Source organism: Paenibacillus sp. FSL W8-0426 (assembly GCF_037969725.1).
In the GTDB taxonomy this organism is placed as follows: Bacteria; Bacillota; Bacilli; order Paenibacillales; family Paenibacillaceae; genus Paenibacillus; species Paenibacillus hubeiensis.
In genome coordinates this window covers 4,407,370-4,430,590 of the sequence record NZ_CP150203.1, presented here as the reverse complement: position 1 = coordinate 4,430,590, position 23,221 = coordinate 4,407,370, and the positions used below count along the sequence as shown (strand labels likewise).

25 protein-coding genes and 1 riboswitch are annotated in these 23,221 nt (G+C 51.7%); all 25 genes read left to right on the top strand.

What is annotated here, in order from left to right; genetic code table 11:
• Nucleotides 1–26 precede the first annotated feature (26 nt).
• The 25 genes from MKY59_RS19715 (at nt 27) to MKY59_RS19595 (ending at nt 23,207) form a co-directional block, all read left to right on the top strand.
• Nucleotides 27–851, top strand: a complete 825-nt coding sequence (locus MKY59_RS19715) for a purine-nucleoside phosphorylase (protein ID WP_339273307.1) — start codon at nt 27–29, stop codon at nt 849–851.
• Between the two features lie 280 nt (nt 852–1,131).
• Nucleotides 1,132–2,307: a D-alanyl-D-alanine carboxypeptidase family protein gene (locus MKY59_RS19710; protein WP_290371482.1), complete on the top strand. Its 1,176-nt coding sequence runs from the start codon at nt 1,132–1,134 to the stop codon at nt 2,305–2,307.
• Nucleotides 2,308–2,471: 164 nt separating this feature from the next.
• Nucleotides 2,472–2,825 (top strand): anti-sigma F factor antagonist, encoded by a 354-nt coding sequence (gene spoIIAA / locus MKY59_RS19705; protein WP_236419898.1) that lies wholly within the window; start codon nt 2,472–2,474, stop codon nt 2,823–2,825.
• Nucleotides 2,822–3,277: an anti-sigma F factor gene (gene spoIIAB / locus MKY59_RS19700; protein ID WP_236419895.1), complete on the top strand. Its 456-nt coding sequence runs from the start codon at nt 2,822–2,824 to the stop codon at nt 3,275–3,277. Before spoIIAA ends, spoIIAB begins: the two co-directional genes overlap by 4 nt.
• A gap of 11 nt (nt 3,278–3,288) precedes the next feature.
• Entirely contained in the window at nt 3,289–4,044 is a 756-nt protein-coding gene (gene sigF / locus MKY59_RS19695; protein WP_236419893.1) for an RNA polymerase sporulation sigma factor SigF, read from the top strand.
• A gap of 287 nt (nt 4,045–4,331) precedes the next feature.
• The gene (locus MKY59_RS19690) at nt 4,332–4,988 is read left to right on the top strand and encodes a stage V sporulation protein AA (protein WP_339273304.1); all 657 of its coding nucleotides are present in this window, start codon (nt 4,332–4,334) and stop codon (nt 4,986–4,988) included.
• Nucleotides 4,975–5,397, top strand: coding sequence for a stage V sporulation protein AB (locus MKY59_RS19685; protein ID WP_236419889.1), 423 nt, complete (start codon nt 4,975–4,977; stop codon nt 5,395–5,397). Before MKY59_RS19690 ends, MKY59_RS19685 begins: the two co-directional genes overlap by 14 nt.
• Nucleotides 5,398–5,424: 27 nt before the next feature.
• Nucleotides 5,425–7,092 (top strand): spore germination protein, encoded by a 1,668-nt coding sequence (locus tag MKY59_RS19680; protein WP_339273301.1) that lies wholly within the window; start codon nt 5,425–5,427, stop codon nt 7,090–7,092.
• 102 nt (nt 7,093–7,194) lie between these two features.
• On the top strand, nt 7,195–8,526 hold the full coding sequence (gene lysA, locus MKY59_RS19675) for a diaminopimelate decarboxylase (RefSeq protein WP_236419887.1): 1,332 nt from the start codon (nt 7,195–7,197) through the stop codon (nt 8,524–8,526).
• Between the two features lie 214 nt (nt 8,527–8,740).
• Nucleotides 8,741–9,172 carry a peptidylprolyl isomerase gene (locus MKY59_RS19670; RefSeq protein ID WP_339273298.1) on the top strand — a complete coding sequence of 144 codons (432 nt, stop codon included), beginning with the start codon at nt 8,741–8,743 and terminating at the stop codon, nt 9,170–9,172.
• 242 nt (nt 9,173–9,414) lie between these two features.
• Complete coding sequence (locus tag MKY59_RS19665) at nt 9,415–10,728, top strand: hypothetical protein (RefSeq protein ID WP_339273296.1); 1,314 nt, start codon at nt 9,415–9,417, stop codon at nt 10,726–10,728.
• A 181-nt stretch (nt 10,729–10,909) separates the two neighbouring features.
• Nucleotides 10,910–11,065, top strand: a riboswitch (FMN riboswitch).
• 371 nt (nt 11,066–11,436) lie between these two features.
• Nucleotides 11,437–12,540 carry a bifunctional diaminohydroxyphosphoribosylaminopyrimidine deaminase/5-amino-6-(5-phosphoribosylamino)uracil reductase RibD gene (gene ribD, locus MKY59_RS19660; protein WP_339273294.1) on the top strand — a complete coding sequence of 368 codons (1,104 nt, stop codon included), beginning with the start codon at nt 11,437–11,439 and terminating at the stop codon, nt 12,538–12,540.
• A gap of 24 nt (nt 12,541–12,564) precedes the next feature.
• A complete protein-coding gene (ribE, locus tag MKY59_RS19655; protein ID WP_236419879.1) occupies nt 12,565–13,233 on the top strand; it encodes a riboflavin synthase in 669 nt (222 codons plus the stop codon).
• Between the two features lie 33 nt (nt 13,234–13,266).
• On the top strand, nt 13,267–14,511 hold the full coding sequence (locus tag MKY59_RS19650) for a bifunctional 3,4-dihydroxy-2-butanone-4-phosphate synthase/GTP cyclohydrolase II (protein ID WP_290371485.1): 1,245 nt from the start codon (nt 13,267–13,269) through the stop codon (nt 14,509–14,511).
• An 86-nt stretch (nt 14,512–14,597) separates the two neighbouring features.
• Complete coding sequence (gene ribE / locus MKY59_RS19645; RefSeq protein WP_236419877.1) at nt 14,598–15,065, top strand: 6,7-dimethyl-8-ribityllumazine synthase; 468 nt, start codon at nt 14,598–14,600, stop codon at nt 15,063–15,065.
• Between the two features lie 103 nt (nt 15,066–15,168).
• Complete coding sequence (locus MKY59_RS19640; protein ID WP_236419875.1) at nt 15,169–15,969, top strand: segregation/condensation protein A; 801 nt, start codon at nt 15,169–15,171, stop codon at nt 15,967–15,969.
• Nucleotides 15,938–16,615, top strand: a complete 678-nt coding sequence (scpB, locus tag MKY59_RS19635) for an SMC-Scp complex subunit ScpB (protein ID WP_236419874.1) — start codon at nt 15,938–15,940, stop codon at nt 16,613–16,615. The genes MKY59_RS19640 and scpB overlap by 32 nt, the downstream gene beginning before the upstream one ends.
• 177 nt (nt 16,616–16,792) lie before the next feature.
• Nucleotides 16,793–17,521 (top strand): DUF2953 domain-containing protein, encoded by a 729-nt coding sequence (locus MKY59_RS19630; protein ID WP_236419872.1) that lies wholly within the window; start codon nt 16,793–16,795, stop codon nt 17,519–17,521.
• Between the two features lie 133 nt (nt 17,522–17,654).
• The gene (gene ytfJ, locus MKY59_RS19625; RefSeq protein WP_339273289.1) at nt 17,655–18,131 is read left to right on the top strand and encodes a GerW family sporulation protein; all 477 of its coding nucleotides are present in this window, start codon (nt 17,655–17,657) and stop codon (nt 18,129–18,131) included.
• A gap of 154 nt (nt 18,132–18,285) precedes the next feature.
• The gene (locus MKY59_RS19620; protein ID WP_236419868.1) at nt 18,286–19,464 is read left to right on the top strand and encodes a D-alanyl-D-alanine carboxypeptidase family protein; all 1,179 of its coding nucleotides are present in this window, start codon (nt 18,286–18,288) and stop codon (nt 19,462–19,464) included.
• A gap of 51 nt (nt 19,465–19,515) precedes the next feature.
• Nucleotides 19,516–20,142, top strand: a complete 627-nt coding sequence (locus MKY59_RS19615; protein WP_339273286.1) for a nucleoside recognition domain-containing protein — start codon at nt 19,516–19,518, stop codon at nt 20,140–20,142.
• A 5-nt stretch (nt 20,143–20,147) separates the two neighbouring features.
• Nucleotides 20,148–20,681: a spore maturation protein gene (locus MKY59_RS19610; protein ID WP_290371481.1), complete on the top strand. Its 534-nt coding sequence runs from the start codon at nt 20,148–20,150 to the stop codon at nt 20,679–20,681.
• Between the two features lie 67 nt (nt 20,682–20,748).
• Complete coding sequence (locus MKY59_RS19605; protein ID WP_339273284.1) at nt 20,749–21,570, top strand: serine protease; 822 nt, start codon at nt 20,749–20,751, stop codon at nt 21,568–21,570.
• Nucleotides 21,571–21,790: 220 nt separating this feature from the next.
• The gene (locus MKY59_RS19600; RefSeq protein ID WP_236419861.1) at nt 21,791–22,540 is read left to right on the top strand and encodes a pseudouridine synthase; all 750 of its coding nucleotides are present in this window, start codon (nt 21,791–21,793) and stop codon (nt 22,538–22,540) included.
• Nucleotides 22,541–22,679: 139 nt separating this feature from the next.
• Nucleotides 22,680–23,207, top strand: coding sequence for a redoxin domain-containing protein (locus MKY59_RS19595; RefSeq protein ID WP_236419859.1), 528 nt, complete (start codon nt 22,680–22,682; stop codon nt 23,205–23,207).
• Nucleotides 23,208–23,221 lie beyond the last annotated feature (14 nt).

Sequence of the window (23,221 nt, the reverse complement as noted above, 5' to 3'; positions counted from 1 at the left end):
AGCACGATTTTAGGAGGAGCATTTTAATGACAGCATTGAATCAACAAATGATTACGGAAGCGGCCGCTTATATCCAAAGCAAAAGCGAGATCAAGCCAGAGGTGGGCCTGATTCTCGGATCGGGCCTGGGAATCCTGGCAGACCTGATCGAAGATGGCGTGAGCATTGCTTATCAGGACATTCCGCATTTTCCGGTGTCGACGGTTGAAGGACATGAAGGCGAGCTCTTGCTCGGCACGATCAAAGGCCGTGCAGTCGTCATGATGAAGGGGCGTTTCCACATGTATGAGGGCTACGGTCCCGAGCTGACCGCGTTCCCGGTACGCGTCATGAAGCAGCTGGGCGTTGCTTCGCTGCTCGTGACGAATGCAGCCGGCGGTGTAAATACGTCGTATCAGCCGGGAGACTTGATGCTCATTTCGGATCATCTTAACCTGACGGCCAAAAATCCGTTGATCGGGCCGAATGATCCGGCATTGGGCGTGCGCTTCCCGGATCTGTCGGAAGCGTACAGCCGCCGCTTGCGCGCTTTGGCGAAGGAGACGGCGGCTTCGCAAGGCTTCGACGTGCGCGAAGGCGTTTACGCAGGCCTGCTTGGCCCGAACTACGAGACGCCGGCGGAGATCCGTATGCTCCGTACGTTGGGTGCGGATGCCGTAGGCATGTCCACCGTATCTGAAGTGATCGTGGCCCGTCATGCCGGCATTGAAGTGCTGGGCATTTCCTGCATCAGCAATATGGCTGCAGGCATTTTAGACCAGCCTTTGTCTCATGACGAAGTCATGGAAACGACGGAACGTGTTCGCGAATCGTTCCTGAGCCTGGTGCTTGCGGTCATCCCGCAAATGTAATATACACAGGCTCTGGCTTGATAAAGAAGCGCAGCCATTCCAAAAAACAAGCGAACAGCCTCCCCAAGCAAACGGTGCTTCGGGATAGGCTGTTTTTTTGTTGATTTCAGCTCTGGAAAAAGTTTGGAAAAACATGATTTGCATGGAATAATTTGCTGTAAACGCGCCGACAATGATTAGCAGTACTTGCATGGAACATGCAGTAAGAGACTGGGGCGAAAAAAGTACCTCTTATTTCGTCGCAGCTTCTAAGCCTAGTCATTCAAGGAGGTTATTCACTGTGAAGAAACGAATTATGGCATCGTTCATGACGATTTGTATGCTGCTATCCGCTATGACCTCTTCGGTGTTCGCCGAAGAAACGCGCAAACCGGCAGAAGGGGCAGACCTGGCCCCGTCGGCGCGTTCGGCGATTCTGATGGATGCGGATACCGGAACGATCATCTATGAAAAAAACAGCCATGACCAACTGCCGCCGGCCAGCATTACCAAAATCATGACGATGCTGCTGACGATCGAGGCCGTCGATGCAGGCAAGCTGAAGCTGACCGATAAGGTCAGAACAAGTGAATACGCCGCTTCCATGGGCGGTTCCCAGATCTTTCTGGAGCCTGGCGAAGAGATGACCGTGGATGACATGCTGAAAGGGATTGCGATGGCCTCCGGCAATGACGCTTCGGTCGCGATCGCCGAGAAGATCGGCGGATCGGAACAAGCTTTTGTGCAGATGATGAACGATCGGGCTCAAGAGCTTGGCATGAAGGATACCCGGTTTGTCAATCCAAATGGACTGCCTGTCAAAGGTCACCATTCGTCCGCTTACGATATTGCGCTGATGAGCCGGGAGCTGCTTAAGCATCCTTCCATTACCAAATACACCGGAGCATATCAGGATTACTTGCGCAAGGATACGGCGAAGCCCTTTTGGCTCGTCAATACCAACAAGCTGGTTCGGTTTTACTCCGGAGCTGACGGACTGAAAACGGGATATACGTCCGAAGCGAAGTTCTGCCTTTCAGCCACTGCCTCGAAGGACGGATTGCGCACGATCGCGGTCGTGCTTGGCGAGCCGAACACCAAAACGCGCAATAGCGAAGTGTCTGCCATGTTCGATTATGCGTTCAGCCAATATACGATGAAACCTCTATACAAAAGCGGAGAGATGCTCGGTCAGCTGAACATCGAAAAGGGCGAAGTGGCGCAGTTGCCGCTGAAGGCCACGCAAAATTACAGCGTGCTGATGCGCAAAGGCGGCAAATCCGAGGAAATTCGGCATGAGCTTCAGCTCCAGCCAAGCATAAAAGCGCCAGTCAAGGCCGGGCAAAGCGTTGGAAAGCTGGTTGTTTATCAAGGCAGCGAGGTCATTAAGGAATTTGACATCAAGGCACCGCAGGACGTGAACAAAGCGGGCTGGTGGAAGCTGTTCAAACGAACGACGAGCAATTTGTTCGATTGAGTATGTGGCGGCAGCCTTTGAGAGCATGACTGCTGCTTTTCCTGGATGAACTGGAACATTTTTTGTAGTTAAATAGGGGTTTTCTTCTAGTTTTGTCGTGGGGAAGGAAAAGCCTTCGAGGGCGTAGAAATCCTTGTTCATGACAGGGAGGAGAGTGAGCTAACGTGAACATGCATGTGGATATGGAGCATCACCGTGGGGTTCTGATCGTACGCTTATCGGGGGAATTGGATCACCATACCGCTGATCTGGTCCGGATGCAAATGGATGAGGCCATCCAGCGCAGACAATGCGAGCATCTGATTCTCAGTCTGAAGGACCTGCAGTTTATGGACAGTTCGGGTCTGGGCGTCATTTTGGGCAGATACAAGCTCATTAAAAATAAAGGCGGCAAAATGGTGGTATGCGACGTGAACCCGCCGGTGTACCGTTTGCTGGAAATGTCGGGATTGTTCAAGATTATGCCGATTTACGAAAATGAGGGAACTGCCCTCTCGGGTCTGGAGGTCGTCTCATGAGTGAAGGAAACGGTACAAATTTCATGAATTTGCAGTTCGCGGCCAAATCGGAGAACGAATCGTTTGCGCGTGTGACCGTTGCGGCTTTTATCTCCCGGCTTGATCCTACGATGGACGAGCTTAGCGACCTGAAGACGGTCATCTCGGAAGCTGTAACCAACAGCATCATTCACGGCTACAACAACAATCCCGAGGGCGTCGTTACCATTCAGGCGCAGATTCGCGATGACATGGTCACGATCATCGTCGAGGACCGGGGCCAAGGGATCGAGGATCTCGAACTGGCCAAACAACCGCTGTACACGTCCAAGCCGGAACTTGAGCGATCGGGCATGGGCTTCACGATTATGGAAAACTTCATGGATGAATTCGAAGTCAGCAGCGAGCCCGGCAGGGGCACCTCCATCAGGATGATGAAAAGGATTGAATCCAAGAAAGCATTGTTTAATTAGGAGCTGGTCTTATGGATGCTGAAGTGAAATCATCTTCACAGGCCTACTTGGATGATGCCGAGGTCAAACGGCTGATTGCGCTCAGTCAGTCGGGTGACCATGTCGCCCGGGATACGCTGGTGAACAGCAATATCCGGCTTGTCTGGTCCGTTGTACAGCGGTTCATGAACAGGGGGTACGAACCGGAAGACCTGTTCCAAATCGGCTGTATTGGCCTGCTTAAATCGGTGGACAAATTCGATCTGAGCTATGACGTCAAGTTTTCTACGTATGCCGTGCCGATGATCATCGGGGAAATTCAGCGATTCCTGCGCGATGACGGCACGCTCAAGGTCAGCCGTTCCTTGAAGGAGATGGCCAACAAAGTCCGCAAGAAACGCGACGAGCTCTCCAAACACCTCGATCGGCTGCCCACGATTAAGGAAGTGGCCGAACAATTGGGCGTGACGCCGGAGGAAGTGGTATTCGCGCAGGAAGCGAACAAGCCGCCAACCTCGATTCATGAGACGGTGTTCGAAAACGATGGCGATCCGATCACATTGATGGATCAGATCGCCGACGAATCGCAGGAACGCTGGTTCGACAAGCTGGCGCTCAGCGAGGCGATCGGCGGGCTGAGCGAGCGGGAGCGGTTGATTGTTTACCTGAGGTATTATCGCGATCAGACGCAATCTGAAGTGGCGAGCAGGCTGGGGATTTCCCAGGTTCAGGTATCGCGACTGGAGAAAAAAATACTGCAATCGATTCGCGACCAGATCGCGCAATGAATCGTCAATAAACGACAACTAACAACCTTCTAACGCATATGACGTGCGTGGAAGGTTGTTAGTTTTTATGTGAATAAGGATCAAAGCAACGTTACCACAACCACATTCACGCAAAATGAAGACGGTCATTGGAAAGCTTCATGGATCGATTGAACGACAATGGCAGGTTGGCCCGGTTTGCCGGTCCGGCCTTTTTTCATGCATAAAAGGAGAATATTCTCTTTTCGTAATAAATTTGCACGATTTTCAAATACTAAGCGAAATTACGCAGTAAAGGAGTGTTTCGGATGTCTCTGGCACCCACTCCAACGGTCTACATTCGTCTGCGCAGCCGCATTCGCATTCCGAGAGGCAAAGGGGTCACGCTTGGCGATATCGCCCATTTGCTTACTTCACCGGAACAGGAGGAGGCGAGATTGCATGAGCTCGAGCTGCTGCATCCCGGACCGATGGACGGCAATCTGATCCTGATCGACGTCTTGCAGGTCATTCCGGCAATTCGGCGGGTTCTGCCGCAAGCCAACGTCGAGCTCATCGGTTCGGGTCACACCCTGGTGGAAGTGATTGAAGGGAACGGCAAACCTTCCAAATCATTGTTCGTTTTGGTTTGGATCCTGCTTTTTTTTGGTTCGGCCCTGACCATCATGAATTTTCATGCGGATGTGAACATGCAGGAGGTCCAGATCCGGATTGTGGAAATGCTCACGGGCACCCGGGACGAGCATCCGTATCTGTTTCAGATCGCCTATTCCCTCGGCATCGGTTTTGGCATGACCGTCTTCTTCAACCATTTATTCAAGAAAAAGTGGAATGAGGAACCTACCCCGCTGGAAGTCGAGATGTTCTTATATCAGCAAAACGTCGACCAATATGTCGTGATCGAGGAAAGCGAACGTTTGTTGGAACGGGATAACAGGGAGATGAGCACCGATGAGCGTCCTTAATGGTGCAATCAGCATCGTGCTCGGGGTTGCGGGAGGAATCGCCGTCGGCAGCGGGATTATCGCCCTCATTCTGGTCCTCGATATGATTCCGAGGCTTGCTCAGCTGACGAGAACTTATGATAAAAGCCACTGGTACGAAGGAGCCTTGATTGGAGGATGTCTGCTTGGCACGGTCGCGGATTTCTGGCATTGGAAAGTAAACGGAGCGATGCTGCTCAGCCCGATTGCCGGCTTGTTCTGCGGCGTATTCATCGGCCTGTTGGCCGCGGCGCTGACCGAGGTGCTTAACGTGCTTCCGGTGCTGGCCAAGCGGCTTGGCATGAAGCCTTATTTGTTCGGTTTGCTTCTGGCGATGATTTTGGGCAAGATGACGGGGTCTCTGTTTGACTTTTTTATATATCAGCGTTAGATCACGATGCGGAGGAGGAAGGACAGAATGGAAACAAGATCCGATCATACCGGACAGGAAACGGTCGAAGGCCTGCCGGGGGACATGGCGGGCAAATCGCCTTACGAAATCCGGAAGGAAAAAGAAGAAAAGGCATACCTCGAAAAAAAACAGGATGAAATGTCCGACAGCGTCGAGGAATCGGTGCATTATTGGCAAAACAACGACGATATTTCCCCGCGTATGAACGACAACAAATATACGCTCAAACAAATCATGGGTCTCGGCGAGTCGTTCGACGTGAACCTTCGGGAGATGGTGATGGGCGGCAAACAGATCGGGCTGCTGATGCTGACCGGGTTCGCCAAGGATGAAATTCTGCTTGAGGTGTTGAAAAGATTGACGTATCTGTCGCCCGACCAAGTGTCCGGGCATGCACTCAAATCGTATTTCGATTGTTACGTTCCGCACATTCAAGTCGAGCGGGTCGAGAAAATGAGCCAGGTCATTAGCAAGGTCCTCATGGGCATGAGCGCCATGTTTGTCGAAGGAGACCGCTCCGCCCTTGTAATGGATACGCGGAATTATCCCGTAAGGTCTCCGGAAGAGCCTTCACTGGAAAGGGTGGTGCGCGGCTCGCGCGACGGTTTCACCGAAACGCTGTTAACCAACGTAACCTTGGTGAGGCGCAGAATTCGCGACCCCGGATTGAAATTCGAGCTCATGCAGGTGGGCCGCAGGACGCAGACCGACGTCTGCGTCGTGTATATCGACGATATTGTGGACAAAGTACAGGTCGATTCCGTCCGTGAAAAGATCAAGCGGCTTGACATCGAAGGCATTCCCGCAGCCGATAAGCAGTTGGAGGAGGCGATCATCAACAAAGGCTGGAACCCTTTTCCGCTGGTTCGTTACTCCGAGCGTCCAGATGTGACGGCCTCGCATCTGCTCGAAGGCAGGGTGGTCGTCTTTGTTGATACGTCGCCCAGCGTGATGATTTTGCCGACGACCTTTTTCGACCTTTGCGAACATGCGGAGGAGAACAGGCAAACGGCCTTTATGGGCACGTACTTGAGATGGGTTCGCTTTGCGGGTATTCTGATTTCCTTGTTCCTGCTGCCGCTGTGGTTGCTGATGGTCATCGAACCGTCCCTCAAGCCACCTGGCCTGGAATTCATCGGCCCGCAGCAGAACGCCAAGCTGCCGCTCATTCTTCAGTTCCTGCTCATCGAGCTGGGGGTCGACTTACTGAGGATGGCCGCAGTGCATACGCCGACGCCGCTAGCGTCAGCGATGGGCTTAATCGCAGCCATTCTCATTGGAGACATTGCCGTAAAAACCGGTTATTTCGTCAATGAGGTCGTCCTGTACATGGCCATCGCGGCAATCGGCATGTTTGCGACGCCGAGTTATGAGCTCGGGCTAGCCAACAGGTTGGTCAGGCTGGTTTTGCTGGCGGCCGTCGCCATCTTCAAGGTGCCGGGCCTAGTAGTTGGAACAACGCTGCTTATTCTTGCGCTGACGCTTCGTCGTTCCTACAATTCCTCTTATCTGTGGCCGTTTATACCGTTTAATGCAAAGGCCTTCGGCAACTTTTTATTCCGCTTGCCACTTCTGGAAAGCAAGAAACGACCATCTTTCAATAAGGCGCGGGACAACACCAAAATGTCCCAGGACCCGGATGGTGAATTGCGGAAAAGTAAAAAACACAAATGATTTGCCGAAAAATCCATTTTTCTTTGCTCCGAATTTGGTATACTGGTTTAAAATCCTTGGAATAGTCACTGTTCCAGTATATAAAAGTGAGGAATGAAAAATATGCATTTGCACGGTACAAGTAAAATAAATGATCAAGGACATCTGGAAATCGGGGGCATGGACACCACCGTCATGAAAGAACAGTTCGGTACCCCGCTGTACATCGTGGATGAGCAGCTTGTTCGCCAGCGCTGCAGAGAGTACATGGATGCGTTCCGCGCTTCCGGATTGGGCTTCCAGGTTGCTTATGCAAGCAAAGCGTTCTGCGTGATGGCCATGTGTGCCCTTGCTGCGGAAGAAGGCCTTTCCCTCGACGTTGTGTCCGACGGTGAGCTGTTCACTGCACTGCAAGCAGGTTTTCCGGCTGAGCGCATTCACTTCCACGGCAACAACAAAACGCTGGAAGAGATCGAGATGGCTCTGGACGCCGAAATCGGCTGTTTCGTCGTCGACAATTTCAACGAACTGCATCTCTTGCAAGCGGTAGCGGCGGACAAAGGGCGCAAGGTGAACATTTTGCTGCGCGTCACTCCGGGCGTGGAAGCACATACACACGAGTACATTTCCACAGGCCAAACCGACTCCAAATTCGGATTCGATATCGGCAACGGAACCGCGTTTGAAGCGATCGAGCTGGCCTCGAAGCAATCCAATCTCGTTTTGCTTGGCGTGCATTCCCATATCGGTTCGCAAATTTTCGAGGTGGAAGGTTTTCAAATGGCGGTTCAACGCGTGGCTGAATTCGCCGCAAGCGTGTACGAGCGCCTGAATGTTGCGTTCAAAGTCGTAAACCTTGGCGGCGGTTTCGGGATCCGCTATATCGACGGAGATACTCCGCTTCAAGTCTCCCAATATGTTAAAGCGATCACGGATGCGGTTAAAAACCATTTTGCCCAAATCGGTTATGACGTGCCTGAAATCTGGGTAGAGCCAGGCCGCAGCATTGTCGGCGAAGCGGGAACGACCCTCTATACGGTGGGTACGAGCAAGGATATTCCCGGCGTGCGCAAATATGTTGCAGTCGATGGCGGCATGACCGACAACCCTCGTCCGGCGCTGTATGAGTCCAAATATGAAGCGATTTTGGCCAACCGCGCGAACGAAGCGTCCGAAGAGACCGTATCGATCGCCGGCAAATGCTGCGAGAGCGGTGACATGCTGATCTGGGATCTCGATTTGCCGAAAGTGCAAAGCGGCGATCTGCTGGCGGTATCCTGCACGGGTGCATACAACTATGCCATGGCAAGCAACTACAACCGGATTCGCCGCCCGGCGGTCGTATTCGTTAAGGATGGTCAAGGCGATGTCGTCGTTCGTCGCGAGAGCTATCAGGACATCATTCAAAATGACCTGGTTCCTGCGCGCCTCGGCAAACAGCCTGTAGTGCGTTAATTACAGTTGAACTGAAATCGAAGGCAAAAAGAGAGAACTTGCGGGACGGTTCCCGTTTGTTCTCTCTTTCTTTTCTGGCGGGGAAAGAAAAAAAGTTTGTCCATTTTTTTGCGATGGAACGATTTTCGGTGTACACTAAGAAAAGTGCTTAGGGTTTGGCGAAAGCGGTCCTTGGCATCATGAATGCTGTAAATATGAAAGGAGTCATTTACATATGGCGAAACAAGCGAAAATCAAAATGGCAAACGGCGGAGAAGTCGTTATCGACCTGTTCGAACAAGACGCTCCAAACACGGTAGCAAACTTTGAGAAATTGGCGAACTCCGGCTTTTATAACGGTCTGGTATTCCACCGCGTCATCCCGGGCTTCGTAGCTCAAGGCGGATGCCCTAACGGAACAGGTACCGGCGGTCCTGGTTACACCATCAACTGCGAAATCAACCCGAACAAACACGAGCGTGGTACATTGGCTATGGCACATGCCGGCCGCAACACGGGCGGAAGCCAGTTCTACATCTGCTACCAACCGCAGCCGCATCTGGATGGCCAACACACGGTGTTTGGCAAAGTGGTTAAAGGCATGGAATTCGTTGATGCTTTCGAAGGCCGTGACAAAATGGAAACCGTTGAAGTGGTGGAAGCTTAATCCCCATTTTCATTTCAACTTAAGAGAGCCGTTTCGCGATATTTGCGAAACGGCTTTTTTTATAAAACAGCTGTATATAACGAACGCATCAAAATGAGTCGAAGTACCCCTATTTCCATTGATGGATGGGTGTGAAGCCTGCTGATCTTGTCCATCAATGATTCTATAATATAGAGTGAAGTAAGCAGGATATAAGAAGGCTTGATAGTATCGACGATTTTCCGAGGAAGGTGGTAAATACAATGGATGTAGTCCATCAGTTATGGCTTTTAAAGCAAGTATACAGTCAACGTACATATTGGGATGAGGAAGTAGAGGCATCTTGGCATCCTGTGCCGGGAACGATCGCAGAAACGGAGATGAAAGGGCTTGAGGCAGCAGGGCATTCCCCGAACCAATTCATGCGGCCGCAGCATGAGCAGACGATTGTCGCACTGAAAAAACTCGCCCAATCCTGGAACGTTGCCGAAGCAGCGCAAGCTTTTGTATCCTCCTTATGGTCCGCGCCGTTCATTTGGCGTTCGCTGCTAACGGGGAAGCTGCTCGCGGACGGAGTTCCGGAACATGAATATACCCCCTATCCGTCCTCAAGCATTTGCCAAATTTGCGGATTGAATGTGAATGAGGCAACGGATACAAGTCTGCAATGGTATTGGCGCATGACCAATGGAACGCCGCTGGACGGCAATCTATTCGGGCACGTGCTGGCACTGGAACAATTGGCTGAGGAAGATCGGATTCCGGTACCCAACGATTATGATCGCTGGACGTTTCGTGCCATACTGACCGTACTTCGCTCGCTGCCTCCCAAAACACGCTACAGCAAAGCGGCGCAAGCGCTTAAAAAGGAACGCCTTCTGCCTACGCGCAGCGAGTACGCTTACCGTGACCTGCTCGAGACGCTGGCGCTGATCGGTATACTGGATACGAAGGACTACCCTGGAATGGCCACGGAATTTACGACCTATGTCAAGCGCGACCAGCGGCCCAACATTCGGGTTGAAGTCCAGGCCCCGCTGGCGTGGTGGGATTCCTCCATCGGAATCAACGAACGTGTTTTGGCAAAGCTTTTTGAAGGGTTTGATCTTACTGACATATCTTTTGAGGAAAGGCCCGAACAGGACCCTGGCGTTAAGGAAACGGTGGTTGGAGCGTTCGAGCACAAAAGGGCGGCTCGGACTAGCGTCCCCAAAGCCTCCCCAGATGCCGGAAAAGGAGAAGCCAAGGCAGGGGATGTATACGCCATTCGCGTCAGGGAAGGATTGTGGATCACGGTGTATTGCCATCACATCGAGGATAAGCGGGTCAAGGTCGAATATTTGGACGGGATCTACGAGGAGATGCCTGCCAAAGCAGAATTAAGCTTGTCGTTTCGTCCGAGAAGGGATGGGCGTTGGCAAAGCCTGGTAAGTGCGCTGGATTCGACAAGCTGGGTCAGACGGGTGGCAAGGGATATGCCGTGCCCGGCATCTCGGATGCCGGAGCCTGAACGCGTTCCTTTTCAACGCGCAAAAGATTTGAAACATTTGGCAAGCTGGTGTTTTCCTGAAATTTAAACTGTCGCTCATCTCAGAGGTTGAATGGACCGCAATAGAGGAAGGAAAGGAGCCACAATCTGGTAACGGCTAAATGTCCTGCCAGTATTCATTGCTTATTAAAAGTTAGTATATGACAAAAAGGAATAAAAAACGATTGATTTTTTACCGTTAAAGTGCTAACATCCAAATTAACAAAACAACATTCCTTCGGGGCAGGGTGCAATTCCCTACCGGCGGTGATGCAGCGCACCACAATGATGCGTGCTGCAAAGTCCGTGACCCGTTTGCCAAGGCAGACGGCTGATCTGGTGCGATTCCAGAACCGACAGTATAGTCTGGATGGGAGAAGGAGCGGATGCGGTCTATGGCCGCGTTTGGCAAAATGTTGTGCATGGTACTGTTCGTTATGCGAAAATGCAGACAGTTACGAGAATTTTTCTTGTGCTGCCTTCAACCATATGCGAAATGACTTTAGAGAAATCACTGCAGCTTTGACGGGGATTCTATCTTTGGGCATGTGTCGATTTTCACTTGCTTGAATCCGCAGAGCCTTTGTTTTCGGGTACCCATGTATCAACGTTCCATCCGCTAGTAGCAGCGGATCTCTCATCATCCCCATTGAACAGACTGTTCGATGGGGATTTTTTGGATTTTGCATGATTGGCTGAACGCAGCCTCATTGAACAGGCTATTCCTGACATATTAGACATAGCGGGGTGAACTGACTTGGAAATGATTAACGACGAATTTTATATGGCGCTTGCACTGGATATGGCAGAACGGGCGCAAGGACAGACGGGAATCAACCCGGTTGTAGGTTGTGTCGTTGTGAAAGACGGCCGCGTAGTCGGTCTCGGAAGTCATCTGAAGCGCGGCACGGGCCATGCGGAGGTTCATGCGCTGAATATGGCTGGCAGCGATGCGGAAGGAAGTACCGTTTACGTCACGTTGGAGCCGTGCAGCCATTATGGCAAAACTCCGCCGTGCAGCGAACGACTCATTCATGAAAAGGTGAAACGCGTCGTAGTATGCTGCGAAGATCCGAATCCGCAAGTATCCGGCAGAGGCATATCCATGCTTCGCCAGCAGGGCATTGAAGTAGAGGTCGGGGTTCTGCGCGAGCGTGGAAGACGACTGAACGAAAAATTCATCAAATATATTACGACAGGATTGCCGTTTGTCACGTTAAAAACCGCTTCCACGCTGGATGGAAAAATCGCAACCCGCAGCGGGGACAGCAAATGGATTTCCAATGAATCCGCGCGTGAGATCGTTCACGCCCTCCGCCACCGTCATCAAGGCATCATGGTCGGCGTCGATACGGTGATCGCAGACGACCCGGAACTGACGACACGCTTGCAGGTGGAAGGGATCAACCCGGTACGGATCGTGGTTGACTCGAAATTGCGTCTTCCTTTGACTTCCAAATTGGTAAAGGATGGATTGGCGCCGACCTGGGTACTGACAACCGATGAAGCAAGTCAAGAAGCGGCCGAACGGCTTGAAGCTTATGGCGTGGAGATCATTCGCTGCGGGCCTGGGCCGCGTGTGGATCTGTTGAACGCGCTCAGCAAGCTCGGAGAACGGGAGATCGGTTCGATTTTGCTTGAAGGCGGCGGCACGCTGAACGGTGCGATGTTAGAGGCCAAACTGGTGGATCGGCTGCTCATGTTCATTGCCCCCAAAATCGTTGGCGGATACGACACGCCAGGAAGCTTCCGCTTCGAGGGCGTCGAGCGTATGAGCCAGGCGATCCAGCTGTGCCAATTGGAAATCGAGCAAGTGGGGGATAATATCAGCATCGGCGGAATTCCGGTCTGGGCTGAATAACGTAATCAGGAAGGAGGCCGCAGCATGTTTACCGGCTTGGTGGAAGAAGTCGGCCACATCCGACGGATCGGTCGAAAAGGCGAAGCGATGGTGCTGAACGTTGGCGCTTCCCTCATTATGGATGACCTGAAAATCGGCGACAGCGTTGCCGTTAACGGCGTATGCCTGACTGCGACAACGCTTGAAGGCGGAGGTTTTACCGCTGACGTCATGCCGGAAACGTACCGTCACACCAACCTGGATAAGCTCCAGTCCGGCAGCAGGGTCAACCTGGAACGGGCTATGCAATCCGGGGGACGTTTCGGAGGCCATATCGTGCAGGGCCATGTGGACGGTACGGGTACGATTGTCCGAATGACGCGCGATCAGAATGCGGTTGTATTCGAAATTCATCCGGATGATCCAGGATTGTTCAAATATTTGATTCCGAAGGGTTCCGTCACTTTGGACGGGATCAGCCTGACGGTGGTTCAGACGATGCAAACGTCTTTTACGGTGTCGATCATTCCCCATACCATCGGGGAGACGGTGTTGAATTACAAAAAAACGGGCGACTCCATGAATATCGAATGTGACATTTTGGGGAAATACGTGGACCATTTACTCCAATACGGCAGAGGTACTCAGGCAGCGCCTTCAGAGAAACCACAGAGCATCAGCGAACAATTTTTGGCGAATCATGGATTCGCATGAAAGATATAGACAACAGAACCGGGAGGTGGAATGATGTCCGATCAATCCATACTGGACACCATTGAGGAAGCAATCTACGATCTCATGCGAGGCAAACCGGTTATCGTGGTAGATGACGAGGACCGGGAGAATGAAGGAGACTTCATCGCCTTGGCGGAGAAAGCAACGCCTGAAGTGATTAATTTCATGATTACGGAAGGCCGCGGGCTTGTCTGCGTGCCGATTACGCAACAACGGGCAGATGAGCTCGACCTGAAGCCGATGGTGCAGCAAAACACCGATTTCCACGGCACGGCCTTTACCGTTTCGGTCGATCATACAGACACCACGACAGGCATTTCGGCGCATGAACGTTCCATTACGGTTAAAGGACTGATCGATCCGAATGCCAAAAGCGGCGATTTCCGAAAGCCGGGACATATGTTCCCGCTCATCGCCAAGGATGGGGGCGTGCTGCGTCGTGCCGGGCATACCGAAGCCGCGGTAGATCTGGCCATCATGTGCGGCGCTTATCCTGCGGGCGTCATCTGTGAAGTCATCAAGGAAGATGGCACGATGGCGAGACTGCCCGACCTGCAAGAAATTGCCCGCAAGCATGATTTGAAGCTGATCAGCATTCAGGATATGATCAAGTATCGCAACGAAAAAGAAAAGCTGGTTCAGCGCGAGGTAGCCGTACGCATGCCTACCGACTTCGGCGAATTCCAGGCAGTTGCTTATACCAATGCGGTGGATAATAAAGAGCATGTGGCTCTGGTCAAGGGTGAAATCGACTCTTCCAAGCCTGTATTGGTAAGGGTGCACTCGGAGTGTCTGACAGGCGACGTATTCCACTCCCATCGCTGCGATTGCGGACCACAGTTCGATGCGGCCCTCAATCAGATCAATGAGGAGGGCAACGGGGTTCTTCTCTACATGCGCCAGGAGGGCCGCGGAATCGGGTTGATCAATAAATTGAAGGCTTACAAACTGCAGGAGGAAGGTTTGGATACGGTCGATGCCAACCTGAAACTTGGTTTTGCGGCAGATTTGCGTGATTACGGCATCGGAGCGCAAATCCTGAAGGATCTGGGCGTGCGCCAAATCAGGCTGCTTACGAACAATCCTCGCAAAATCAAAGGCCTTGAAGGCTACGGACTCGAAGTCGTTGAACGCGTGCCGATCCAGATGCAGGAGAACGAGGACAATACGGCTTATTTGCACACGAAACAAGCGAAGCTGGGCCACATGCTCAAATTCGACGACATCGAGCAAAATGAGGAAAAGAACGAAATTTAATTGCAGCAAGCCAGAAAACGGGAAAAATCAGGGCTGCGCCAGCGGCGGCGGCACAATATGAAAAACAATTTTGGGGAGATGACAGCATGCCTAACATTTTTGAAGGACATTTAGTATCCGAGGGATTAAAATACGGAGTCGTTGTAGGTCGTTTTAACGAATTCATCACGAGCAAACTGCTGAGCGGAGCGCTTGATGCGTTCAAACGCCATGGCGTAAAAGACGAGGAGATCGATGTAGCCTGGGTACCGGGCGCATTCGAAATTCCGCTGATTGCCCAAAAAATGGCCGAAAGCGGCAAATACGACGCCGTGATTACGCTGGGCACGGTCATTCGGGGCTCAACCACCCATTATGATTATGTTTGCAACGAAATGGCCAAAGGGGTTGCGGCGATCAACCTCAAAACAGGCGTACCTACGATCTTTGGCTTGGTAACGACGGAAAATATCGAACAGGCCATCGAACGTGCCGGAACCAAAGCCGGGAACAAAGGATGGGATGCGGCTACGGCGGCAATTGAGATGGCGAACTTGACGAATCAGCTAAAATAGTGCTTAGTTAATGTAGTGCCCTGCTTTGCGCAGACGAAAACGGGAGACCGGATTTCGGCGGCTTAGCGGGGTTTTGTATTTTTTTTGCAGGAGGATTCGTTTCGTGACGGTAGTTACCTACAAACTGGAGACCTTTGAAGGGCCGCTTGATCTGCTGCTGCACTTGATCGACAAGGCCGAAATTGATATCCAGGATATCCCCATCAGCGATATTACGGACCAATACATGGCATATTTGCATTCTATGCAGGAGCTGGAGTTGGATATTACGAGCGAGTTTCTTGTCATGGCAGCGACACTGCTGTCCATCAAGAGCAAGCTGTTGCTGCCGAAACCGCCGGTGATCGAGGACTTCGAAGATTATGATTATGGGCAGGACGATGATTATGATCCACGTGCTGAATTGGTTGCACGTCTGATAGAATATCGCAAATACAAAGGCATTGCGCGGCATCTTCATGAACGGGAATGGGAGCGCAGCCTTATTTTCTCGAAAGAGCCTGAGGATCTGCGCCCGTACATGCCTTTGGAGACCGAATCGAACCCGGTGGAGGGATTGCATGCGGCCGACCTGATTGCAGCTTTTCAACGTGCCCTGCGCAAGGCGGAGAAGCGAACGACGGTAGCCCGGATTCAGCGTGATGAAATTTCGGTCAAAGACCGGATTCGGGACGTGGTACAGGTTTTTAAGAAGCTGGAGCCGGGAGGCAGGATGCTGTTCTCCGGATTGTTGGAGGGACAGACGTACCGCCATGAAATTGTCGTGACGTTTCTGGCGGTGCTTGAGCTGATGAAGATGAAACAAATTGTCTGTTACCAGGAGCGGACATTTGAGGACATTGTGATGGAGTGGAGAGGAGAAGCAAGGAATCATGGATTTTCCGAAATTGAAGTCGATTATTGAAGGCCTGTTGTTTCTGTCCGGGGAGGAAGGCCTGAGCATCAAACAAATCTCTGAAATCGTGGACGTATCGGAAGAACGGATATCGGATGCCATCGAAGAGATGAAAACAGAATTTGCGGAGCATGGCAGAGGCGTGCAAATTTTGAAAATTGCAGGCATGGTTCAATTGGGGACACTGCCCGAACATGCTGTCTATTTCGAGAAACTGGCCTACTCGCCGGCACGAACGACCCTTTCCCAAGCGGCACTCGAAACGCTCGCCATCGTTGCATATCGCCAGCCGATTACGAGGGTGGAGATTGAGGAGATTCGCGGCGTAAAGTCGGAGAGGGCCATCCACACCCTGGTGAACAAGGATCTGATCGTGGAAGTGGGACGCGCTGAAGCGATCGGAAGGCCTATTCTGTATGGGACGACGAGAGCTTTTTTGGATTACTTTGGCTTGGGTTCGCTCAGCGAATTGCCGGAGCCGGGGCTGTTTGAAGATACGGACAATCTGGAAGAAGAGACCCAGATGCTGTTTGACAAGCTGGATGCGCAGCAATCCGAGCTCGACAGCCTGGAGCAGAGCATGGAAGAAGGAACGGAAACATCGAATGATCGGAGCGATGCGGAAAACGAGCCCGATATGAAAGAATCGGATTAACGAACGAAGCAAACCAATTAAAAATGGCGGCAATATTGGATCGGCTCCAGCACTGGAGCCTTTTTTTTATGCGAAAACCTTTTTCGTGCAGCGGGATTTTAACGTGTCCAGTGAATTTTTTCCTATTTGCGGTGCATACTAAACTGGAAAAGAATCGAGGGCTTGGAGGTAAGGCCTGTGTTAATTTGGCTCGGAGGAATCGGTGCGGCGGTCGTGCTGCTGCTTGCTGCAGTTCTCGTCTCGAATGTTCATATCCACGTCTCATTCAGTAAACATAAGAGCGATGATTTTGCCCGATTCAACGTACGGCTCCTATATGGTCTGATCCGCTTGAATTATGAGATCCCCTCCATCGTTTTCAAGAATATGAAGGAAGGCTTTCTTGTGAAAACGGAGCAGAGAGCGAACACGACCCGTAACGAAAATAAAGGAAGCGAGCGGGTAAACAAACGCAAAATCGAAAAATGGAGCGACGATGTCAGCGTCATGCTTAGAAGTACGGCTGAATTAAAACAATGGATCAGGCAAACGCTGGAACGAGTACATATGATTCGATTTATTTGGACAACCCGGGTCAGTCTGGGGGACGCAGCGCATACGGCGATGCTCACAGGCTGGTTATGGGGGGTCAAATCCGGTATCGTTGGTTTTTTGTCTTACCAGATCCGCTTCGATCAGCCGCCTCAACTGGACATTATTCCCGAGTGGAGTGACGAAATGGAGTTCCGCACGGATTTGGATTGCCGTATGAAAATAAAAATATGGTCAATCGTTGTTGCAGGCATAAGGCTAACGACCAGAGTCCTTGTTGTTCGGGGAGGATGGCGTATGTGGATGAGGCTGTTAAAGCAGCGGAGACACGGCCAACGGAGAGTAAACCGGCAACGGGGAGATTCCCGGGTATAGCGAACATGCCTGTAAAATACAGGAGGAAGTGCATTCGTATTCACCCAATTGATGCTGTACATAAGTTCATCTGGGTCTGGAGAGAATAGGGTTAGGCTGAACCTAGTTCAAAATGAAAGTGGAGGGAATCAAAATGTCCGATCATCCAATACAAGGTTTAATGGAAACTGCAATGGAAAACATCAAGGCGATGGTGGATGTCAACACGATTGTTGGCGATGCCGTCGAAACGCCGGATGGAACCGTCATCTTGCCCATCAGCAAGGTAGGCTTCGGTTTTGCTGCGGGCGGGAGCGATTTTAATGTGAACGGCGACCGATCGCACAGCTCTAATTCCGGAGCCAAAACGGAGCATGCACAATCTGCGACAGTTGCTTCACCGTTTGGCGGAGGCAGCGGCGGAGGCGTCTCCATCCGTCCGATCGCGTTTCTGGTCGTGGGCAAGCAAGGCGTTCATATCGTGCCGCTGGACAACTCCACGCATCTGTTCGAGAAGATCATCGATTCCGCACCTCACATGCTGGATCGCATTCAGAGCATGATTCGTGGCAACGCGGACGAGGAGCATACCCGGGTAACGGTTACGTCGGAAGGCACAGCGTATAATTAATACCCTTGATTCAAGGCATGGCTTGATTTAAAACAGTGCCCTGTCGCAGCTTCGGCCGCGGCAGGGATTTTTGCTGTATTTTAAGGGATGGGACATACTTCATGTGGACAAAACATAGGCTAGTACAAGATTCCAAGTACCCGGAGGAATGAACATGCGAAATGGATTAAAAGTGATTGTGTTAATACTTATCCCCCTGCTGGCATGGCCGTCATGGATTCGAGCGGAGATGGCCGAAGAGCTGTCCAAACCGTCGACGCACGCGGAGAGCGCAGCGCTGATCGATGTGACTTCCGGGCGGATTTTGTTCAGCAAGGAGGGGGATAAACAGATGCGGATCGCCAGTTTGACCAAAATCATGACCGCAATCGTGGCGATCGAAAACGGGAAGCTGGATGACAAAGTCAAGGTGAGTGCAGCCGCATTCGGCAAAGAAGGCTCCTCCATATACCTCAAGTTGGGAGAGGAAATGTCGCTCGAAAACATGTTGTACGGCTTGATGCTCCGGTCGGGAAATGATGCGGCCACGGCCATTGCGGAGCATGTGGGCGGTTCGGAAGAAGGGTTCGTGCTGATGATGAACCAAAAAGCGGAGGAAATCGGATTAAGGGGCACGCATTTCATGAATCCGCATGGATTGGACGCCGATGGGCATTATTCTACCGCGAGCGATATGGCCCGCTTGACGGCATATGCGCTGCAGAACCCGGTTTTCAAGCGGATTGTGGCCACCGAACAAAAATCTGCCCCGAACCCGAATGAGAGCTGGGATTATTCGTGGCATAACAAAAACAAGATGCTCCGATTGTACGAAGGGGCCGACGGCGTCAAAACGGGGTATACCAAAAAGGCATTCCGGTGCTTGGTCAGTTCGGCCACGCGCAATGGGCAGCAGCTTGCTGCCGTTACCTTGAATGACGGCGACGACTGGAACGACCATGCTCGCATGCTGGACTTCGGATTTAAACATTTCCCGCTGGTTGAGATTGCCAAGAGGGAACAGCAAGTGGAAGGAACCGATGTGATTACAGGTCGCAGCTTCAAATATCCGCTTGCGGAGGGCGAAAAAGGAGCTTTGAACAAACGTCTTGTGCTGCAGAGCCAACCGAAGTCTGGAGGAGAGGGGGCATCTTCCGATCCGGCATTTGGTCTGGCGGGCCGCATTCAGATCGAACTCGAGGGGCGACAGATCGGTTCGATTCCGGTCTATCGCAAAGGCAGCTATATTCCCAAGGAGCCGCAGCTGGACGATGCCGCTTTTGCAGAAGAAACCGGATCCAAGGCCTGGTCGTCGGCATGGAAAGCCGTGATTAGCCGATTATTGTCCCCGTGATATGGTGCAAGCCAGCAAAACGAAAATCGTTTTTGGAAAGGAGGCCAGCTTGTGATTAATATCATTTGGCTGCTGATGATTGTGACGGGATTTGCGTTTGCAGCCGCTAAAGGCAATATTGAAGTGGTTACCCAGGCGGCATTCGATGGGGCGGCAACGGGCGTCACGGTATGTTTGGGACTGATCAGCGTGCTCGTCTTCTGGATGGGCATGATGAAAATGGCGGAGGATGCCGGATTGCTCGGCAGAATCGCGAAATTGTTAGGCCCTGTCGTCGCGTTCCTGTTTCCGGACGTGCCTCGCAATCATCCGGCAATGGGATATATCCTGTCCAATATGAGTGCCAACTTGCTGGGACTGGGGAATGCGGCAACCCCGATGGGCATCAAGGCGATGCAGGAGCTGCAGGAGCTTAATCCAGACAAACAGACGGCTTCTCCGGCCATGTGCACGCTGCTGGCATTGAATACGGCAAGCATAACGATTATTCCGACCACGCTCATCGCGATCAGGCTGAATTATCATTCGGCGAACGCGACCGAGATTGTAGGCACAACGTTGATGGCCACCGTGATCGCGACTGTGGCTGCGCTCGGGGCGGATCGATGGTACAGGAGAAGAGCGATGAAAAGACCGCCAAACGTGCATTCAGGCGGCAAACCACTCATGAAAGGATGAGTCTTGTGTTAACCTTCATCAACTGGATTTCGGTCTGGGCCATTCCGGTTATCATCGCGTTTATACCATTATATGCGTTCGCCAAAAAGGTACCGGTTTATGAATCCTTTGTTGATGGAGCCAAAGAGGGATTCGGAACGGCGATCAGCATCATTCCGCATTTGGTGGGCATGATGGTAGCCATCAGCGTGTTTCGCGCTTCGGGTGCGCTCGATTTCGTCATCAGCCTGATCGCCCCGCTGTTTTCCTGGATGGGGGTCCCGGGCGAAGTGCTGCCGCTGGGCATTTTGCGCCCGCTGACCGGCACGGGATCACTTGCTTTTACGACAGATCTGATCAAAACCTATGGGCCCGACTCCATGATTGGCAGAATGGCTTCGACCATCCAGGGAAGCACGGACACGACGTTGTATGTGTTGACCGTCTATTTTGGAGCGGTGGGCATACGAAATGGCCGGTATGCTCTTAAAGTGGGGCTCTTTTCCGACGTTGTCGGATTCATCGCTGCGCTTGCTATCTGTTTGATTGTGTTTGGTTAAAAAATGTTGCTTCTCTTCCGATATATCAGATATGCTAGATGGATAGCGCGGGGGAGGAGAACAACAGATGCAGAACCAATGGAAACGTGTGCTTCGATTCGGCATGTCGGGAATGGTTGCAATGGCGCTGCTTGCGGGCCAAACGGGCATGGCTGCCGCCCAGTCCACAAGCACCATTCATTTTACGGGTTATTTCGATCAACAACTGCGCGAAAAGCTGGCGATCTCGGCCGACTCTTTTCCTGTTGTGAACGTTCGATGGATCAAACAGGACGAGCCTGACGCGGTTTATTACGATGTCGGTACGTCCATCCTGGTTGCTAAAGATATGGTGTTGACCAACTATCATGTGGTGCAGGATTATGCGGAGCTTCCGAAAGGCGATGAGGCGACGTTATCCGTTGCCAGTCCGGCCGATCCGGAACAACCCATCAAAGCGGACATTATCAAGACCGACCCGGTGACGGATATGGCCCTGCTGAAGTTGGAGAAACCGCTGGATGCACAGCCGGTTACGTTCGCCAATGCCAAAGACAACCAGATCGTTTACACGATCGGTTTTCCGGAAAATCCGGACGGCGATTTGTTGTTGTTAGGAGAGGAGTTTCCTTCCACCTATAACACGATTGCCAAGAGCCGTGTAGCCGATACAGCCGCAACGGACGTTCCGGGCAAAAAGGGCATCGGCAGCATTGTGAAAGCGATGGCTCAAGGAAATTCCGGCGGCCCGGTGCTTAATCAGAACAACCAGGTTGTCGGGATGATGACCTTTACGTACGGGGGACGCACCTATTACATCACATCAAAAACGCTGCAGTCCTTTATTAACGGTGGCGCATCCGCCGCTTCATCCAAAAAAACGGTGGTTGTGCAAGGAAAAGTGAACTAAACGATTTCTGATCGATTTGGCGGCACCATATTGAGCTGGTCCGGAAAAGACTCGTTTTTCAAGCCTGTTCCTATGCAGGAGCTTGAAGGCGGGTTTTTTATTTGGCAGCATTATGAGAAGAATAGAAAGCATGAGCGATATCCAGTTTGCCATTCGAACGGATATTTCTTGTGATTTCTGCCCTTGATGGGTATCATTAGGGTGAGGTGACATGACAAACATGGAAAGATTACAAAAAATTATTGCACAGGCAGGAATTGCATCCCGCCGCAAAAGCGAGGAACTGATCCTGTCCGGCAAGGTTGAAGTTAACGGGGAGGTCGTAACCGAACTGGGTACGAAAGCGAACCCCGACGAGGATATTATCACGGTAAACGGCAAACCGATCCGCAGCGAGAAGAAAGTGTACTTGCTGATGAACAAACCGAAAGGCGTCATTACAAGCGCATCCGATCCGGAGGGCCGCAAAATCGTATCCGATTATCTCAAAGGTGTGAAGGAACGGGTCTATCCTGTAGGCCGTCTGGATTACGATACCGAAGGGCTGCTGATCCTGACCAATGACGGTGAGTTTGCCCACTTGCTGACGCATCCGAAGCACCATGTTCCCAAAACGTACCTCGCTACGGTGAAAGGTGTGCCGCACGGCAGCGAATTGGAGAAATTAAGGGACGGCATCATGCTCGAAGACGGGATGACCGCACCTGCTGAAGTGGAATACAAGGATGTGGACCCGAATGGCAAAGAGGCTGTCATTTCGATTACGATCTACGAAGGCCGTAACCGTCAAGTCAGACGTATGTTCGAAGCGATCAACCATCCGGTGACCCGGCTGAAGCGGATTGCGTTTGGCGGCATTTTGCTGCAAAACCTGAAGAGAGGGCTCACGCGTCCGCTTACCAAAGAAGAGGTGAACAACCTGATCCAGCTCGCTAAATCGGAACCAGCCAAAAAAATGAAAAAAAGGTAAACGAAGGACACACAAAATTCATAAAACCGCCGCGGATTTGTGACGAAATTCGTTATAATTGTTCATAGGATGTTCACAGAAATATCGATGAACAGGAAAAAGCATGGGAAGAACCAGTCATTCAAAAGGGGAGCGGCACATGGGGAAATCAAGAAGAACGGTGCAAATCGTCATTTTGTTATTGATCCTGGTGTTGGGCGGATACGCCATTTCCACGTCCGTATCCGGCTCGAACGGCAAGCCGAGAGAAGGAGACAAGGCTCCTTCTTTTGAATTGCTGGGCCTGGATGGTCAGGTACATGCGTCCGATGAGTATGAAGGGAAGGCCTTGGTCATTAATTTCTGGGGAACTTGGTGCGAGCCTTGCGTCAAAGAAATGCCTGCCCTTCAAGCTCAAGCGGACAAATGGAAAGACAAAGGCGTTCAATTCATCGGCATTAATGCTGGCGAGGATCGGATGACCGTTGAAAATTTCGTGCAGCAGCTTGGCATTACATTCCCGATTATGCTCGACCGCGACAAAACTTCGATCCGGAATTATGGCATATCGCCGATGCCAACCACGTTTTTTGTATCGAATACGGGCAAAATCTCGACCATTCACATCGGTCAGCTTGATCTGAACACGCTTGACGCGAAAATTTCGCAACTGGCCAATCAGCCCTGACAGGAGGTCTAGTC